Annotated in this window: 15 protein-coding genes; 5 read left to right on the forward strand and 10 right to left on the reverse strand. The window is 62.4% G+C overall.

Annotated features, from left to right (window positions below):
• Window positions 1-25 precede the first annotated feature (25 nt).
• Complete coding sequence (locus QMZ26_RS12055) at window positions 26-1063, forward strand: HlyD family secretion protein (RefSeq protein ID WP_283221581.1); 1038 nt, start codon at window positions 26-28, stop codon at window positions 1061-1063.
• Window positions 1060-2475: an efflux transporter outer membrane subunit gene (locus tag QMZ26_RS12060; RefSeq protein WP_283221582.1), complete on the forward strand. Its 1416-nt coding sequence runs from the start codon at window positions 1060-1062 to the stop codon at window positions 2473-2475. The genes QMZ26_RS12055 and QMZ26_RS12060 overlap by 4 nt, the downstream gene beginning before the upstream one ends.
• Before the next feature lie 39 nt (window positions 2476-2514).
• Here the strand turns inward: QMZ26_RS12060 and QMZ26_RS12065 are convergent, their stop codons facing one another.
• From QMZ26_RS12065 to QMZ26_RS12085, 5 genes are all read right to left on the reverse strand, one after another.
• Window positions 2515-2853: a hypothetical protein gene (locus QMZ26_RS12065; protein WP_079223285.1), complete on the reverse strand. Its 339-nt coding sequence runs from the start codon at window positions 2851-2853 to the stop codon at window positions 2515-2517.
• Between the two features lie 69 nt (window positions 2854-2922).
• Window positions 2923-3864 carry a DegV family protein gene (locus QMZ26_RS12070; RefSeq protein WP_283221583.1) on the reverse strand — a complete coding sequence of 314 codons (942 nt, stop codon included), beginning with the start codon at window positions 3862-3864 and terminating at the stop codon, window positions 2923-2925.
• Between the two features lie 92 nt (window positions 3865-3956).
• Complete coding sequence (locus QMZ26_RS12075) at window positions 3957-4589, reverse strand: DsbA family protein (RefSeq protein ID WP_283221584.1); 633 nt, start codon at window positions 4587-4589, stop codon at window positions 3957-3959.
• Between the two features lie 19 nt (window positions 4590-4608).
• Complete coding sequence (locus QMZ26_RS12080; RefSeq protein ID WP_200732113.1) at window positions 4609-5871, reverse strand: amidohydrolase family protein; 1263 nt, start codon at window positions 5869-5871, stop codon at window positions 4609-4611.
• Complete coding sequence (locus tag QMZ26_RS12085; protein WP_283221585.1) at window positions 5871-7277, reverse strand: amidohydrolase; 1407 nt, start codon at window positions 7275-7277, stop codon at window positions 5871-5873. The genes QMZ26_RS12080 and QMZ26_RS12085 overlap by 1 nt, the downstream gene beginning before the upstream one ends.
• A gap of 151 nt (window positions 7278-7428) precedes the next feature.
• Between QMZ26_RS12085 and QMZ26_RS12090 the strand changes: the two genes are divergently transcribed.
• Both QMZ26_RS12090 and QMZ26_RS12095 read left to right on the forward strand, forming a co-directional pair.
• A complete protein-coding gene (locus tag QMZ26_RS12090; protein ID WP_079223275.1) occupies window positions 7429-8205 on the forward strand; it encodes an AMP nucleosidase in 777 nt (258 codons plus the stop codon).
• Window positions 8206-8248: 43 nt separating this feature from the next.
• Entirely contained in the window at window positions 8249-8788 is a 540-nt protein-coding gene (locus tag QMZ26_RS12095; protein WP_200732115.1) for a DUF924 family protein, read from the forward strand.
• Window positions 8789-8859: 71 nt separating this feature from the next.
• Here the strand turns inward: QMZ26_RS12095 and grxD are convergent, their stop codons facing one another.
• Window positions 8860-9786, reverse strand: a complete 927-nt coding sequence (gene grxD / locus QMZ26_RS12100; protein ID WP_079223271.1) for a Grx4 family monothiol glutaredoxin — start codon at window positions 9784-9786, stop codon at window positions 8860-8862.
• A 60-nt stretch (window positions 9787-9846) separates the two neighbouring features.
• Between grxD and QMZ26_RS12105 the strand changes: the two genes are divergently transcribed.
• Window positions 9847-10653 (forward strand): polysaccharide deacetylase family protein, encoded by an 807-nt coding sequence (locus QMZ26_RS12105; protein WP_283221586.1) that lies wholly within the window; start codon window positions 9847-9849, stop codon window positions 10651-10653.
• Window positions 10654-10759: 106 nt separating this feature from the next.
• On the opposite strand, the gene QMZ26_RS12110 is transcribed toward QMZ26_RS12105, so the two are convergent.
• The 4 genes from QMZ26_RS12110 to QMZ26_RS12125 are packed head-to-tail and all read right to left on the reverse strand — an operon-like array spanning window position 10760 to window position 16130.
• On the reverse strand, window positions 10760-12847 hold the full coding sequence (locus QMZ26_RS12110) for a peptidase domain-containing ABC transporter (protein ID WP_283221587.1): 2088 nt from the start codon (window positions 12845-12847) through the stop codon (window positions 10760-10762).
• Window positions 12848-12850: 3 nt separating this feature from the next.
• Window positions 12851-14155, reverse strand: coding sequence for an HlyD family efflux transporter periplasmic adaptor subunit (locus QMZ26_RS12115; RefSeq protein ID WP_283221588.1), 1305 nt, complete (start codon window positions 14153-14155; stop codon window positions 12851-12853).
• An 11-nt stretch (window positions 14156-14166) separates the two neighbouring features.
• Window positions 14167-15021, reverse strand: coding sequence for a hypothetical protein (locus QMZ26_RS12120; protein ID WP_283221589.1), 855 nt, complete (start codon window positions 15019-15021; stop codon window positions 14167-14169).
• On the reverse strand, window positions 15018-16130 hold the full coding sequence (locus QMZ26_RS12125; RefSeq protein WP_283221590.1) for a hypothetical protein: 1113 nt from the start codon (window positions 16128-16130) through the stop codon (window positions 15018-15020). The genes QMZ26_RS12120 and QMZ26_RS12125 overlap by 4 nt, the downstream gene beginning before the upstream one ends.
• Window positions 16131-16151 lie beyond the last annotated feature (21 nt).

A 16151-nucleotide genomic window follows, 5' to 3' on the forward strand; every position in this document is an offset into this window, starting at 1 on the left:
CCCCACTTTTCAAGGACTCCCCCGCATGAGCCTCAACAAGACAACCCTCAATACCGGCCTTGCGCTGGGCGTGCTGGCGCTGGCCATCGGCGGCTGGCTGCTGCTGCGCGACGGCCGCTACCAGCGCACCGACAACGCCTACGTCAATGCTGATTTCACCGTGGTCGCACCGAAGGTGGCCGGCTTCGTCAGCAGCGTCGAGGTGCAGGACAACCAGGTGGTGAAGGCCGGCGACGTGCTGGCCCGCATCGACGACCGCGACTACCAGGTGGCGTTGCAGGCGGCACGCGCTGATCTGGCCAATGCGCGCGCGCAGCTGGCCAATGCGCAGGCTGCGCTGGCCCAGCAGGGCTCGCTGATCGAGCAGGCCCGGGCCAGCGTTGATGTCAGCCGCTCCGAGCTGACCCTGGCCAGCGCCGACCAGCAGCGCTACCGCGAACTGGCCCGCGATGGTGCCGGCACCGTGCAGAACGCGCAGCAGGCGCAGTCGAAGCAGGCCGTGGCCAGCGCGCACGTGCAGCAGGGCCAGGCCGCACTGAGCACCGCCCGCCAGCGCACCGGCATCCTCGCTGCCGGCGTGCAGTCGGCGCAGGCCGCCGTGCAGCGCGCCGAAGCGGCACAGGCACGCGCGGAGCTGGACCTTTCCCACACCGAGCTGCGCGCGCCCATCGATGGCGTGGTTGGCCGCCGTGCGGTGCGCGTGGGTGCTTACCTCACGCCGGGCACGGCAGTGGCGGCCGTCGTGCCGCTGCAGCGCGCCTTCGTGGTCGCCAACTTCCAGGAAACGCAGATGACCCGCATGCATGCCGGGCAGCCGGTGGAGCTGACGGTGGACGTGTTTCCCGGCACGCGGCTGCATGGCCACATCGACAGCATCGCCCCGGCCACCGGCGTGACCTTTGCCGCCGTTGCGCCGGAGAACGCCACCGGCAACTTCACCAAGGTGGTGCAGCGCATCCCGGTGAAGATCGTGCTGGAGCCGGGCCAGCCGCTGGCGGAGCAGCTGCGCGCCGGCATGTCGGTGGAGGCGCGCGTGGACCTGCAGGGCGGGGAGGGCGCATGAGCGCGCATCAGGTGGCGAAGACGCTGGCCAGCGCGGCACTGTGCCTGGCCGTGGCGGCCTGCACGATGGGCCCGGACTTCGTAAGGCCGCAGGCCCAGCTGCCGGCACAATGGCAGGGTGAAGCCGTGGCCACTGCGACGATCGACGACGATGCGGCGTGGTGGGCAGGCTTCGATGATCCTTTGCTTGGGCAGCTTGCGCAGCAGGTGCTGCAGTCCAACCTGGACCTGCAACTGGCGGCCAACCGCGTGCAGCAGAGCCGCGCGGCGCGTGGCATCAGCGCTGCCGACCGGCTGCCCTCGGTGGCGGCCAGCGCCAGCGGTGTGCGCGCACGCAACAGCGAGGTCGGCCTGAGCGATCCCTCCGGCAATGCGGGCCGCGAGGACTTCGGCCTGTTCCAGGCCGGCATCGGCCTGAGCTGGGAGTTGGACCTGTGGGGCCGCGTGCGCCGCCAGGTGGAAGCGGCCGACGCCCGCGTGCAGATGGCCGAGGAGGACGCGCATGCGGTGCGCATCGCGCTGCTGGCCGAAACCGCGCGCTCCTACCTGCAGCTGCGCGCGACCTCGCAGCTGCTGGCCATCACCGAAGACAACCTGGGCATTGCCGCCGACATCCAGCGCCTGACCGAGGCGCGCCAGCGCCAGGGCGTGGCCAGCACGCTGCAGGTCTCGAGCGCCGCGGCGCAGGTGGCCGCGCTGCAGGCACGTATCGCCCCGCTGCGGCACCGCCAGTCGCAGCTGCGCAACGCACTGGCCTTCCTGCTGGCCAGGCCACCGCAGGCACTGGATGCGCAGCTGCAGGACGTGCGTGCCGATTGGCCGGTGCTGCCGGCGGTGGCGGTGGGGCTGCCCAGTGAACTGGCCGAACGCCGGCCGGACATCCGCCGCGCCGAAGCGGCGTTGCATGCGGCCACCGCGAACATCGGCGTGGCCAAGGCCAGCTTCCTGCCGCGCATCACCTTGAATGGCGATGCCGGTTTCCAGGCAAAGCAGCTGGATGACCTGGACGGCTGGGATGCGCACCGTTTCAGCATCGGGCCGTCGATCAGCCTGCCGATCTTCCAAGGCGGGCGCCTGAAGGCCAACCTGGCGCTGAGCCGCCTGCAACAGCAGCAGTCGGCGCTGCAGTTCCAGCGCACGGTGCTGCAGGCCTGGCATGAAGTGGACGATGCCATCGACGGTTACGCGGCCGAGCAGCAGCGCAGCACGCAGCTGCAGGTGGCCGTTGCGCAGAGCGAAACCGCCCTGGGCGCCGCGCGCCGGCAGTACCAGGCCGGCGTGGTGGACATGCTGGATGTACTGAGTACCCAGCGCATCGCGCTGGACAACCAGGCGGCGCTGGCCAACAGCCAGGCCACGGCCGCCATCGCCCGGGTGGAGCTGTACCGCGCGCTGGGCGGTGGCTGGCAATGACATGAAAACGCCGGGCCATGCCCGGCGAAGGCGGGGGCCTCAACGCACGTCGCGCAGTTCCCAGTGGTGGCCGGCCAGCAGCCGCAGGCGCTGCTTGAACACGTCGCTGTCGATGCGGGTGGTGGCCACCAGGTTGATGCGCAGGTCCTTCTGCTCACCGGTAACGGTGGCGTCCGGGTCGGTCACGCCCCACTGCGGTTCCACCGCATCCGGGTCGGGCTGCTTGGCCTTCCAGCGTTCGAACAGGGTGCCGCTGCGCAGGGCGTCCTGCAGCTCCTCGGCGAAACCGCCGGCGCTCTGCGAATGGAAGGACAGGTCAGGGTCGTTGCCGCGGGCCTTGGACGGGTCGGGCAGGCTGATGTGGTACTGCGCAGGCATGGTTCGTCTCCTTGATGTGCGGCAAGGCTGGCACAGCCGCAGTGCAATGCTTGTGTACGCCACAACGGCTTATTCGAAGCGATGCGGCCCGTCGGCGAAGCCCACCGTCACCGCGCCCTTGCCGACGTTGACCATGCCGGTCAGGCTCATCACCGATTCGTACACGGCCACCGCCTGGCTGGCGCAGACGTCCTTCATCTGCGCATAGCCGGGCAGGGCCCGCAGTTCCTCCAGTTCGCCGCCGTAGCTGACGCACACGGTCGGGGTCATCAACCCACTGCGTACGCGCTGGCTGACCACGCCGAACAGCTTCTGCACGGCGTTGTCGAAGCCCTTGATCTTGGCCACCGGACCGGTTTCGCCACGGTAGCCGTGCAGCACCGGCTTGATGTCCAGCGCACTGCCCAGCGCCGCGCTGAGCAGGCCGACGCTGCGGTCGCCCTTGTGGCGGGCGCGGGCGCGCATGTAGTACAGGTCGCGGGTGACCATGTAGCCGTGCACGTTGCCGGACAGTTCTTCCAGCCGTTCGCGGATCTGCTGCACGCTGGCGCCACTGTCGCGCAGGCGCACCGCTTCCACCGCGGTCACCGCCTGGGCGGCGAACAGGTTCTGGGTATCCAGCACGCGCAGCGCGAATGGCGAGTTGTAGCCCGCCGCCTGGCGCACCGGCTTGTAGTCGTTGAGGATGGCGAAGCTGGCCTGCAGCGCGTTGTCGTGGATCGGACTGCGCGTCTTGGTGATGGTCATGCAGATCACGTGGTCGTAATCGATCACCAGCTGCTGCAGGAACAGATCGCGGATCTGGTTGACGCTGAAGGGGATGGTTTCGGCTTCGGCGCCATGCTCGGCCACGTGGGCGTGCAGGAAGCTGAGGGTGGCCTGCTCGTCACGGTGGTCGGCCAGCACCGCTTCGCCGATCCGCACGGTGATCGGCAGCAGCACGATGTTGTGCTCGGCAATGAAATCCTGCGGCAGGTCGCAGGCCGAATCGACGACGATTCCGATGCGCATCCGGCTCCCCCTCCAGGGCGGTTGTAGGTTCGGAATGTGAAAGCTATCGCAATTTTATCCGGGGCGCGCGAGGGAATCACGCCACGTCTTGTTCAGCGACTGCGCTGCGCCGCCACTGGAAGCGTTATCACGGCCTGCCAGTCCGGACGCTGCAGCAGGCCGGGGTCGGCCAGCACGGCGGCCATCATCGGGTGGGCATCGTTGCCCCAGAACAGTTCGCCATCGATGGACAGGGTCGGTACGCCGAAAATGCCACCGTCGATGGCCGCTTCGGTATTGCGGCGCAGCTGCTCCTTCACCGCGGGCTCGGCGCAGGCCGCCTGCACGTCGCTGATGCCCAGCCGCGCCGCCGGAATGCGCAGCGTCTCGGCACTGTCACCGGCATTGCCCTCGCGCCAGATCCAGTCGAACAGCACGTCCACCGCCTGGGGGCTGGCACCGGCGGCCAGGCACAGGCGCAGCGCGGCCAGCGGGTTGAACGGATGGGCGGGCGGGAAGCGCAGTGGCGTGCCTTCGGCCTGTGCGGTCCACAGCAGCTGCCGGTAGATGAAACGGCGCTTGGCCGGAATCTCGGCCGGGCCCAGGTTGCCCAGGTGGTGCAGCACCGCACCGAAGGCGATCGGCACCGGCTGGATGGCCGCGAACTGCGGCAGCTGCTTGACCTTCTGCCAGTGCAGGTAGGAATAAGGCGAGACGAAATCGAAATACCAGCGCAGGGTCGGCATCGGCGGATTCCTCGGGCGGTCAGGGGTGCGCGTTGTGCTGCAGGTAACGGTCACGCAGTTCGGTCTGGCGCGAGCGCATCGGCATGGCGCGTCCGCCCAGCCAGACCTGTTCGGCATAGTGCGCTACATCCAGCGGATCGCCTTCCCACAGCACCAGGTCGGCGCGCTTGCCCGGTTCGATGGTGCCGATCTGGTCGGCTACGCCCAGCACCTGGGCGGGCACCCGGGTCAGACCGGCCAGGCCATCGGCCCACGGCAGGCCATTGGCCACCGCGTTGCCGGCCAGCTGGCGCATCTTGCGCGCGTTGTGCGAAGCATCGTCGCGCTGGGCGAAGCTGACCGGCACGCCCGCACGCTGCAGGCGCGCGGCGTTTTCCAGGGTGGCGCCGATCTGGTCGAAGCTGGTGGGCAGGTTGCCCAGTGCATCGACGAACACCGGTACCTGCGCGGCCGCCAGGTCCGCCGCCATCTGCCAGGCCTCGGCACCGCCGGCGATGGCGATCTTCACCTTCTCGCGCGCGGCCCAGCGCAGCAGCTGGCGGATGTCGGCGGCACGGTCCACCTCCACCACGATGCGGCCCTGGCCGGCCAGGTAGCGGGCCAGGGTGCGGCGGCCCGCAGGCGTCAGCAGGGCATGCGGCGAATCGGCGGCAACCTGGCCGCGCGCTTCGTCCACCATCTGCTGCAGCAGCATCCACTGCGCCGCACGCGACTGTCCGGTCAGTTCCGAAGCGGCCGCGCCCAGGCGCAGGAACAGCGCACGCGGTCCGATCGGGTCGGCACTGCCATCCAGGCGCATCACCCCGCCCTGGCCGGCCACGAAGCCGCCGCCGGTGGCCGCCCCCAGCGCGGTGAAGCCGATGCCGTCCAGGCGCGCCACGGGAATCAGCACCGACGCCGGGTTGTAGGCGAGGGTGACGTCGAATTCCGGGCGCAGCGGCTGCTCGCCCAGCTTCAGCGTGCTGTCCACGGTGCTCGATTCACCGGAGACCTCCTCGATGCCGATCTCGGTGATGCCACCGAACAGCGCCGGAGTGAGCGGGCGGCCGTTGGCCTCGACCACCGCCACGCCGGCCGGAGCGGCCAGGGCGGGGCCGACGGCGCGGACCAGGCCGCCCTGCACCAGCACATCGGTGTTCTGCAGGCTGCCGCGCGCGCTGGCGGTGTGCACCGTGGCATTGCGCACCAGCAGGTCCTGCGCCGATGCAGTGCCGGCGATGCCTGCCAGCACCATGACGGTAGCGCCGAGCCATGCTCGGCGGCTGTTGTTCAACACGCCCATCAGCGCACCTCCTGGCCAAGCTGGAAATCCGAGCGCGGCAGCGTTTCCGGCGCGGTGCGGTCATACAACCGCCGCCCATCGACGAACACCTGTTCGGCCAGCGCATACGAACTGAAGGGATTGCCGTTCCACACCACCACGTCGGCCATCTTGCCGGCCTCCAGGGTGCCGGTCTGGCCTTCGATGCCCAGCGCCTTGGCGGCGTTGGCGGTCATCCAGGTGATGGCATGTTCCGGGGCGATGTCCGGCATGCGCGCGCGGCGCGCCGCCGCCATCACCTTGGCGGCCTCCTGGTTGAGGCGCTGGATGCCCTCGGGCGAGTCGGAATGGACGATGGCGCAGCTGTTCTTCGGCCGGGCCACCAGCGCGATGTTCTCGGCGATACCGTCGAAGGCTTCCATCTTGAAGCCCCACCAGTCGGCCCAGAGCGCGCCGCAGACGCCGTCGGCAGCCAGCCGGTCGGCCAGCTTGTAGGCTTCCACGCCGTGGTGGAAGGCGGCCACCTTGAAGCCGAATTCCTTGGCCAGGTCGAGCATGGTGGCCATCTCGTCGGCGCGGTAGCAGTGGATGTGCACGCGGATGTCGCCCTGGATGGCGCCGGCCAGCGTGTCCAGCTTGAGGTCGCGCTTGCCGCCGGCATCACCGGCGCTGTCACCCTTGTCGCTGCCGAACCAGCCCTTGCGCTTGGCCGGCTTGGGGCTGTTCTTGGCGATGTAGTCGGCCGCGTCGATGAAGGCGGCGCGGTAACCGGCCACGTTGCCCATGCGGGTGGCCGGGGCGGTGCCCTTGCCGCCATAGACGCGCTTGGGGTTCTCGCCGCAGGCCATCTTCAGGCCCCAGGGCGCACCGGGAAATTTCATCGCCTGGTAGGTGGTGGCCGGCACGTTCTTCAGCACCACGCCGCGGCCGCCGACCAGGTTGGCCGAACCGGGCAGCACCTGCATGCTGGTCACGCCGCCGGCCAGTGCGGCGGTGAAGCCCGGATCCTGCGGCCACACCGAATGCTCGGCCCAGACGTTGGCGGTGACCGGGGCGGTCATCTCGTTGCCGTCACTGTGGGCGCTGACCCCCGGGCTGGGGTACACGCCCAGGTGCGAATGCACGTCGATCAGGCCGGGGGTGACCCACTTGCCCTGCGCATCGATGCGGGCGATGCCGGCATCGGCCTGCAGCTGCGGACCGACGGCGACGATGCGGCCGTCGCGCAGCAGCACGTCGGCGTGCTCAAGGCGCTGGCCGGTGCCGGTCAGTACGGTGGCGTTCTGGATCAGCACCGGGCCATCGGGATGGGCCTGGTAGGTGCTGGGGTAGGGGTCGGCGACGAAGCGCGAGGCGCCCACCGCGGGGGCGGTGCACAGTGAGGCCAGCGCCAGGCCCAGCCCGGCGCGCAACAGCGTGGATGGCATGCAGATTCCCCTGGCAGGCGCGTGGATCCGCCGACGCTATCCGGCGCCGGGGGCGCTTGCCAAGTGACCTTGGGCACCCCGCAGGCGGCCCCAGGTGTAGGGCGGCGGGCACGCGCCTACAATGGCACCCCCACGCCGTACCGGATGCGCCATGAAGAGCAAGCAGGAAATCGTCGACAACTGGCTGCCACGCTATACCGGCGTGCCCCTGGACCAGTTCGGCCAGCACATCCTGCTGACCAACTTCGGCGGCTACCTGCACACCTTCGCCGAGCTGACCGGGGCGCCCATCGTCGGCCTGGACCGGCCGATGGCCAGTGCCACCTTCGATGACATCACCATGATCAACTTCGGCATGGGCAGCCCCAACGCCGCGATCATCATGGACCTGCTGTCGGCGGTGATGCCCAAGGCGGTGCTGTTCCTGGGCAAGTGCGGTGGGCTCAAGCGCAAGAACCAGCTGGGCGACCTGGTGCTGCCGATCGCCGCCATCCGTGGCGAGGGCACCTCCGGCGACTACCTGCCGCCGGAAGTCCCGGCGCTGCCGGCATTCGCCCTGCAGCGGGCGGTGTCCACGATGATCCGCGACCTGGGCCACGACTACTGGACCGGCACGGTCTACACCACCAACCGCCGGGTCTGGGAGCACGACGAGGCCTTCAAGGAGCGGCTGCGGGCAATGCGCTGCATGGCCATCGACATGGAAACGGCCACGGTGTTCGCCGCCGGCTTCGCCAACCACATCCCCAGCGGCGCCCTGCTGCTGGTGTCCGACCAGCCGATGATCCCCGACGGGGTCAAGACCGAGGCCTCCGATGCCAAGGTCAGCTCCCAGTTCGTGGAAAACCATATCCAGATCGGCATCGAGGCGCTTAAGCTTATCCGGCGCAACGGCAAGTCGGTCCGCCACCTGCGCTTTGACGAATGATGATGACGGCCTGGCGCGGCGCGCTGGCCCTGGAGAGCAGGTGATGGACGTTGCCGCGCAAGTGGTGGAATTCTGGAAGGAGGCGGGCCCGGCGAAGTGGTTCGCCCGCGATGATGCGTTCGACGCGCGGTTCCGCGAACTGTTCCTGGAGGAACACCATGCGGCGGCCTCGCGCGGGCGCGAACATTGGCTGGGCAGTGCCGAAGGCGCGCTGGCGCTGATGCTGCTGCTGGACCAGTTCCCGCGCAACTGCTTCCGTGGCACTGCCCATTCCTACGCCACCGATGGCCTGGCCCGGCATTACGCCATGCGTGCCATCGAGGAAGGCCTGGACCTGCAGCTGGTGCCCAAGCTGCGCGCCTTCATCTACCTGCCGTTCGAGCATTCCGAGGATCCGTTCGACCAGGATCGTTCGGTGGCCATGTTCGACGTGCTGGGTGACAAGGAATACCTGCAGTACGCCGAAGTGCACCGTGACGTCATCCGCCGCTTCGGGCGCTTCCCGCACCGCAACGCCGTGCTGGGCCGCATTCCCAGCCCGGAAGAACTGGATTTCCTCGCCGAAGGCGGGTTTGCAGGGTAGGTCCACGCCATGCGTGGATAAAAAAACGCCGGCATTCGCCGGCGTTTTTCGTAGGTTCCAACCGTGGCCGATCAGTACTTCGGCACGCCGTTGTCCACCTCGTCCGACCAGGCGTCAATGCCGCCGGTGACGTTGAACACCTTGGTGAAGCCCAGGGTGCGGAACTGCTCGGCGGCCTGCGCGCTGCGGCCACCGTGGTGGCACAGGAAGGCCAGCGGGGTGTCCTTGGGCAGGCCTTCCAGCTCGGCGCGGCCGTTGCCGTCGAAGCTCTTGAACGGCACGCCGACCGCGGCGATGGCGCGCTCGTCGGCCGGGCGCACGTCGACCAGGGTCACGTTGCCGGCGCGCACCAGGTCGTCGGCGTCTCGCACGCTGATTTCCTGCACGGGCTTGGGCGCGTTCGGGTTGTCGATGGCCAGGCCCTTGCCGCGGATGTCATCGACCCAGTCGATGGTGATGCCGTCGGCGCGGCGTGCGCTGGACAGGTCGAACTGCACGCGCAGGCCGTTGGATTCGGCAGCGATCGCGCTGTCATCGTGCGGGGCCAGCTGGAAGTTCGGCTGGAAGCGCGCATCGATGGTCAGCTGCAGCGAAGCGCCCGGTGCATCGGCCAGCGCACCCTTCAGCATTTCCACGGCGGCCGGGGTGACGGTGATGCGCGGCGGGGTGCGGTCCGGCGCGGCCAGGCCAAGCACGCTGCTCAGTTCGCCGCTGGCGGCCATCTGCAGGATGATGTCGCTGCCACCGACCAGTTCGCCGTCGATGTACAGCTGCGGGATGGTCGGCCAGTCGCCGTAGGCCTTGATGCCTTCACGGATTTCCTGGTCGGCCAGCACGTTGACGTGGGCGAAGTCGACGCCCAGGTCCTGCAGGGCGCCCACGGCCTTGGCCGAGAAGCCGCACTGCGGCATCGACGGCTGGCCCTTCATGAACAGCACGACGCGGTTGTCGTTGAGGAGGGATTCGATGCGCGAACGCAGGGCGGGATCGAGGGACATGGGCAGTCTAGGGTCCGTAAATTCGAATCACCCATTCTACGCCCCATGGCATCATGGGGCATGACCAACGCAGGAACATTGCATCGCATCCCGACCCGGCCGTGGCGCTGGCTGCCCTGGCTGGTGGCGTCGCAGGTGGCGGTGATCCTGGTCTGGGTGCTGGCCGGCTGGCGCTGGGGGCTGCCGTTGATGGTGGCCACCCACGCGCTGTTCATGGTGCCGGTGTTCCTGCCCAACAGCCGTTTCTACACGCCGGTGCTGGATCGTCTGGCCGACGCCGGCGACAGCGTGTGGCTGACGATCGACGATGGCCCCAGCGCGGAGACCCCGGCGCTGCTGGACCTGCTGGATCGGCACCAGGCGAAGGCGACTTTCTTCCTGGTCGGCGAGCGCGCATTGGCGCACCCGGTCCTGGTGGGGGAGATCCTGCGCCGCGGTCATGATCTGGGCAACCACAGCCACACCCACCCGCAGACCCGGTTCTGGCGGCTGGGCCCGGCGGCGATGCGTGCCGAGATTGAAGGCTGCCACCAGGCGCTGGAAGCGGTCAGCGGCCGCCCGGCGCGTTGGTACCGCTCGGTGGTGGGCATGACCAACCCGTTCGTGGCCCCGGTGCTGAAAAAGCTGGGCCTGGTGCGCGTGGGCTGGAGCGCGCGGGGCTACGACGGCGTCGGCTGCACCCCGCAGGGCGTGCTGGCGCGGTTGCTGCCGGACCTGCGCCCCGGCGCGATCGTGCTGTTGCATGAAGGTGCCGCGCACGGCCACAACCTGGCCATCATCGAACGCGTGCTGCAGGTGCTGGACGAGCGCGGTTTGAAGGCGCAGCTGCTCCATAACAATTCAGATTCCACTCCAGGTCAGGTCTAAGCACAAGCAGAAAGGCACTTGCCGGAACATGCTCGACGGCTACACCGGCGCATTCCCGTACGCGGGGGATGGACGCATGCCCTGCCCATCGACCCGAAGACACGTCCTAGCGGATTGAACCGTTCCGTATCTCTATAACGCGATCCGCGCTTCTGATGGTCTCAGGTCGATGCGCGATGATAATTCGAGTTGCAGAAGTGCTTGAGATGTAAGTGTTGATCTCCTTCTCATTTGCAATATCCAAGTGACTTGTAGCCTCATCGAGTACCAATATTCTAGGCTTCCTATAAAGTGACCTAGCCAACAGAATTCTCTGCTTCTGGCCGCCTGACAGGGAGGATCCCATGTCACGTACTATGGTTTCGTAGCCCATTGGCATACGAGTTATTTCACTGTGAACTTGGGCGGCCGCGGCTGCTTCATGAATTGCTGAGCTCTCCGCACCGATATCGAAGAATGAGATGTTGTCTGCGATGGATCCAAAGAAGAGTACATCTTCCTGCATCACAGTGCTCAACTGTTGCCTGTATGCAGGCAAGCCCATCTTTTGAATGTCAATTCCTCCCATCAGAATTCGGCCTTCGGTCGGACGTATTAGGCCGGTCAGCAGTTTTGCGAGTGTTGTTTTGCCACATCCAGAGGCTCCTGTGATGGCAATGCATTCGCCCTCTGATATTTTGAGAGAGCAATTTCGAAGAATCCACGGATCGTCTTCGGAATATCGGAAACTCACGTTCTCAATTTGAAGATCTGCAGAAGGGGTGGGGCCGCTGTAGGGGGAGTCTGGATTGATCTCTCTTGGCTCAAGCGCAATATCGGAAATTCTATCCACATGCATCCTGACAAGTCGCAGGTCGATTATTTTGTCGATCAATGCTGCGCCTCTGTTGATGAATAGCTCGGAATAGGAGACAACAACAACGAGAGAGCCTGCACTCATTCGTTGGTGGACTACCATCCATGCGCAAAAGCATATCAGCGCCACTCGCTGGAATCCAAATATCAGTTTGGAAAGTGCAGAGAAGTTCGCCAGCACTCTACCTATAGCCGCTTCATGATTCGCAATTTCGAACGTGGCATTGCTAATGCTGTTGTGGCGCTCTTGCTGATGGTTGCCCAATTTCAGCGTCTGGATGCCGCCAACAGCTTCGATCATCAGCGTTTGCTGTAGAGCCATTGAGGCCATTTGAAGCTCTTTCATTTGCCTGAGGCGACGAAAGCCAATTAGGCGCAATAACAGATAAATAGTAAAAGAAATTATGACAGATAGGGCTGCGATGGGGCTGTAGAGCGCCAATAGCAATAACGCCGAAAGAATCATGAGGCTGTCCAGCACAGACTCCAATGCGCCCACGGTAAGTGACTGCTGAATAGCGTTGATTGAAAGGAATCTTGATAACACCCCGCCCATGGTTCTTCGCTCAAAGAACGTTAGCGGAAGATTTAGTAGATGCCAAGAGAGATTTTTTACAAGGCGAGCGTTGAAGGACGCTCCGATGTTGGAAAGGAAGCGTCCTCTCACCGAAGAGATCGCCGATTGAACTACTACCAGGAATGCGAACGAACCTCCTGTCAGCGCCAATAAGTCTAGGTCGTTCGAGCCAAGAACATGATCGATTACCACCTGCATAATCAAAGGTGAAATCAGAGTCAGTAGTTCGAGTGATAAAGCTAAAGCGATCAGCTGGAATCCTGCTGCTTTGATTCCTTCAATTTTTCCAATTACTTGGCTGATCGACAGTCTTGATTTATCGGATTTTGCGGCGAATGAATGGCTGCGGCTAACCTCTAGGAGAACTCCCGTAAACTGTTTGCCGAATTCTTCGGCGGATACTTTAACTTCTCCGCGCGCTGGGTCGTGTACATAAAATTGAGATCCCTGTACTCTCTTGAGTACGACGAAGTGGCTGAGACCCCAGTGCAGGATGCAAGGTGAGCGAAGCCGCCTGACGTACGCTACCTCCGCTCGGACGGCGCGTGCCTCCAGTCCGAGTCTATCTGCGATGCTGATTATCTGAGAAAGGCTCGCGCCTCTAGATGAGATAGGATGGCGACGACGCAGTGCCGCCAAATCCAGATCATGACCGTGATATATCGCGATCATCGCGAGACAAGCTAGTCCGCACTCCGCCATCTCGCTTTGCTGGATGACCGGAAGGTGGTGTATGGAGCTCCTATTGAACAGGTTCTTCACTAGCTAATCGCTCCCATTATCAGCGTTAGCCTTGGCTGCTTCGGTGTGTGACGGAATAAGTAACTGATAGATGGGCTTTCTTTCAAGTATCAGGTCTGCTTCTACGGCACTGCCGGGACGAAGGTTGGGAGTGTCATCCTTGCTTCTGCCAAAATTCCCTAGTGGTGCGACCACGACCCTGAATGCGGGTTGTTCGAATTGCAGTCCCGCTTTAGCAGTGATTCCTGCAGGGGCAAATGGTACTTCACCAAGCTCAATTATCTTGGCCTTCTGAGCGCGCTGCATTCCTCCCGCTCCGTTGCCTTGGCGCATGTAGACGTCGTGATCTTTTCTAAGTTGTTCCATCGTTCGGGAATTCACCCAAAGCTCTGCATACAGGTTGTTTCCCTCCGGAGCAATGGAGAAAAGTCGTTGGCCCTCTCGTACCGACTCTCCAGTACTGAATCCGATGGCTGAGATCGTTCCTGACGCAACTGCCCTGATGACTATGGACCGCTGTGCGTCATTTCTCGCTATACTCTGTTCGATTTCCTTTATCCTTAGTTCAATTTCGTTGCGCTGATCTTGGGCCCTTGCTGGAAGTTCTAAGGCTAGTCCAATGGTGTCTCCCAGTTCGCGTCTTAGTCGCAATACTTCTCTGTCAGTTGATATTTTTCTCGAATCTGCGTCGAGCAATGTGTTTTCATACTGCCTAATCTGTATTTCGCTGAGTATCCTCTCCTTCCGCAGTGGTCGGATCCTCGTGAGGTTCTCCATGGCGATCTCGCTCTGCCTTGATCGCAGTTCAAACTCTCGCTCGGCCGCAGCCAGTTCCTGTTGAATAATGGCTATGCGTCCCTGTAGTACATTTCTCTCGCGCTCCATTGAGATGGATTTTTCAGCAGAAGATTCACGCAGGTGGATGACCTGTTCTTGCAGTGATTTGGCTACCTTTGATGTGACGTTGCCATCAGACGAAGAGCCACTCGGATCAGTCGAAATGATCATAACGACGTCTCCAAGGGATACGGATTGTCCTTCTGCAACGACTGTCTTTGAAATGGTTCCGGACGCCGGTGACAGAGTGGCATTGAGTCCTGAGGCGGGAATCATACGTCCAAGGGCCCGCTCCTTCCGATCTACGTTTCCAAAAAAAATCCCCGCAAGCACTGCGCAAAAGACGAAGAATGAAAAAGCTGCAGTGCCCCAGCCTAGCCTTGGTAGCGGAGGGCTGACACATCCATAGAAATCCTGTCGTGCTGCAGATACCGCCTCTTTACGAAAGAGCTGGGTAATGTCTTCGGCCGAAGATTCTGGATTTCCTTTCATCTCCACCTGATTCACAGTTCATTTGTCTGAAATTCACTTGTGGTCCCCTCAGGTACTGCGGGAGGTGATGCATGAGACCGACCAAGATATATCTCGCCTAGATGCTCTGCCGCGTTTTCAGGTGGAGCCACTTCTTCGAGTGATATTTCTTTCTCATCCGCCTTATGTGCGCCGAAATGTTGAATTCGGCACGTCGGGGCGCAGGCCCAAGCGGTACCACTCGAATACTTTATTTCAATGGTCCTGCGATGAAGGTTTGCAATGTCACTTCCGAGCGCCTTGGTGGACTGCAAATGGATTTTCCTTGCGTGTCCGTTGCCAACAAGTGCCACGATCCTGCTGTTGCCATTCCGCTCTGAAGTTATAATATTTCTAAGAATGGCTTCGCTTTGACCAGGGCCTTCACCGCCTACGGCCAGTATGTCAATTTTTGCGCCACCATTCTTCAATTGTTTAATCCTTGTGAGCATCCGTAACATCGCGGAGCTGGTCTTCCCGTCTTGGAAATCCCGGGTCCAGAACGAAGAGGAAAAAATTGCGTCATTCTCACCTCGCTTTGACTTGGCTTTCATGAACATATCAAGTGTTGGCTGCTCGCTTGGCGGGTATTCGATGCCAATCACTACTGGTGCGATTTTCGCAATGTTGCATGCAAGCTCCGCAATGAATCGGGGTGCTTCATCTGTTCCGTGTACTTCTCCGAAAATAATGACTCTTGGTGTGTCGATCCACGTTTTTTGAATGGCTTCACACTCTTGAACAGCTTGGTTTTCTTCGGTCTGGATTTTTAGTGAGGATGCTGCTGCGAATGTACAGAGTATCGTTGCCGCTACTGCTAGTTGGAAAGCTGAGACTCTCGCGCTCAAGGTTTTCCGATCCCTTTTTTTTCAACTTCGATCGACATTTTTTGCGTCGCGCTGAATCTTTCTGACTGTAGATAGTCGGAAAGCCTAGGCCACTGCGCAGGACTGAAGCTTATCCCGCTTTCGCGACATAAGAAGTCGCAGAATTCGCCAAGAATTGCTATCTCTGGACATCTCTCCTCAATCCACAGGAATTGCCCCTGTTCGTTAACTTCAAGAAATATGTAGTCTCCTTGTTTGTCTCTTACGAGATCAATGCACCCAAAACGTAGTTCCATAATGTCCATCAGACATCTGATCTTGTCCGCGATATCGTCCGGAATATCATACGGCTCGATAGAGACTTTGTTCAGAACATCAACTCGCCAATCTGATTTGGTGTCTTCTTGAGCTTGCGAGTCTATTCTTGCTGCGACAATTTTTGATCCAAAGAAATTTGCTCGAATCTCGTATTTCTTTTGAATTGTTTCTTGATAGATTCCTGGGCATAGCTCCAGTGCGCTGCTGTTTTCTAGCATCTCATTCGTAACTGGGGTCGTGTATTGAACGAGTGATCGATTGGATTCGTTCCAAAAGCCGGGGTGAAGGGGTTTGTATACTGCTCCGCCCTTCTGCTCTGATACGAATTTTCGAATTTCGCGCGCGCTGTTGCTCATCAGCGTCATAGGGATTTTCAGGCCCGAGCGCGCTGCTAGTGTCAATTGGCGAGCCTTGCTTCCGGCGACATAGTGAGCGGATAGCGGATTTATCCATGTGCAGCTTTCTGGGAGGTTGGCAATGAGGCCGGCACAGAACGACCGGCACTCACCGGCCACGTAGTGCAGATCGCCGGGGTGAACGCCACTTAGCTCGAAAACAGATGTGTTGGGTCTTCTCAGCCATATCGCAGTGGCGCTTTTCAAGTCGATAGCGTTTTCTTTGGCGGCGTTAGTCTCTCCGTAAATCATTGGTTGGGTAACGTCACCTGTCTTTGCTATCGAAATTGTTATGGGCTGTTGTGTTGGGAAGTTTGAGAAGTGAATGAGACGGAAGGGGATTTTTTGATGATCAAGTGCCCATGAGACTGCGTCCCCATGGATGTCTTCCTCGAATCCGACAATCAGGATTGTCATGGTTTAATGTCTCGTGCGATC

Origin of the sequence: Stenotrophomonas sp. PFBMAA-4 (genome assembly GCF_030053215.1) — a bacterium.
Taxonomy (GTDB): domain Bacteria; phylum Pseudomonadota; class Gammaproteobacteria; order Xanthomonadales; family Xanthomonadaceae; genus Stenotrophomonas.

Excerpts from the sequence above, each read along its gene's own strand:
- QMZ26_RS12055 (WP_283221581.1), top strand. The coding sequence starts at position 26 with ATGAGCCTCAACAAGACAACCCTCAATACCGGCCTTGCGCTGGGCGTG.
- QMZ26_RS12060 (WP_283221582.1), top strand. The coding sequence starts at position 1,060 with ATGAGCGCGCATCAGGTGGCGAAGACGCTGGCCAGCGCGGCACTGTGC.
- QMZ26_RS12065 (WP_079223285.1), bottom strand. The coding sequence starts at position 2,853 with ATGCCTGCGCAGTACCACATCAGCCTGCCCGACCCGTCCAAGGCCCGC.
- QMZ26_RS12070 (WP_283221583.1), bottom strand. The coding sequence starts at position 3,864 with ATGCGCATCGGAATCGTCGTCGATTCGGCCTGCGACCTGCCGCAGGAT.
- QMZ26_RS12075 (WP_283221584.1), bottom strand. The coding sequence starts at position 4,589 with ATGCCGACCCTGCGCTGGTATTTCGATTTCGTCTCGCCTTATTCCTAC.
- QMZ26_RS12080 (WP_200732113.1), bottom strand. The coding sequence starts at position 5,871 with ATGGGCGTGTTGAACAACAGCCGCCGAGCATGGCTCGGCGCTACCGTC.
- QMZ26_RS12085 (WP_283221585.1), bottom strand. The coding sequence starts at position 7,277 with ATGCCATCCACGCTGTTGCGCGCCGGGCTGGGCCTGGCGCTGGCCTCA.
- QMZ26_RS12090 (WP_079223275.1), top strand. The coding sequence starts at position 7,429 with ATGAAGAGCAAGCAGGAAATCGTCGACAACTGGCTGCCACGCTATACC.
- QMZ26_RS12095 (WP_200732115.1), top strand. The coding sequence starts at position 8,249 with ATGGACGTTGCCGCGCAAGTGGTGGAATTCTGGAAGGAGGCGGGCCCG.
- grxD (WP_079223271.1), bottom strand. The coding sequence starts at position 9,786 with ATGTCCCTCGATCCCGCCCTGCGTTCGCGCATCGAATCCCTCCTCAAC.
- QMZ26_RS12105 (WP_283221586.1), top strand. The coding sequence starts at position 9,847 with ATGACCAACGCAGGAACATTGCATCGCATCCCGACCCGGCCGTGGCGC.
- QMZ26_RS12115 (WP_283221588.1), bottom strand. The coding sequence starts at position 14,155 with ATGAAAGGAAATCCAGAATCTTCGGCCGAAGACATTACCCAGCTCTTT.
- QMZ26_RS12125 (WP_283221590.1), bottom strand. The coding sequence starts at position 16,130 with ATGACAATCCTGATTGTCGGATTCGAGGAAGACATCCATGGGGACGCA.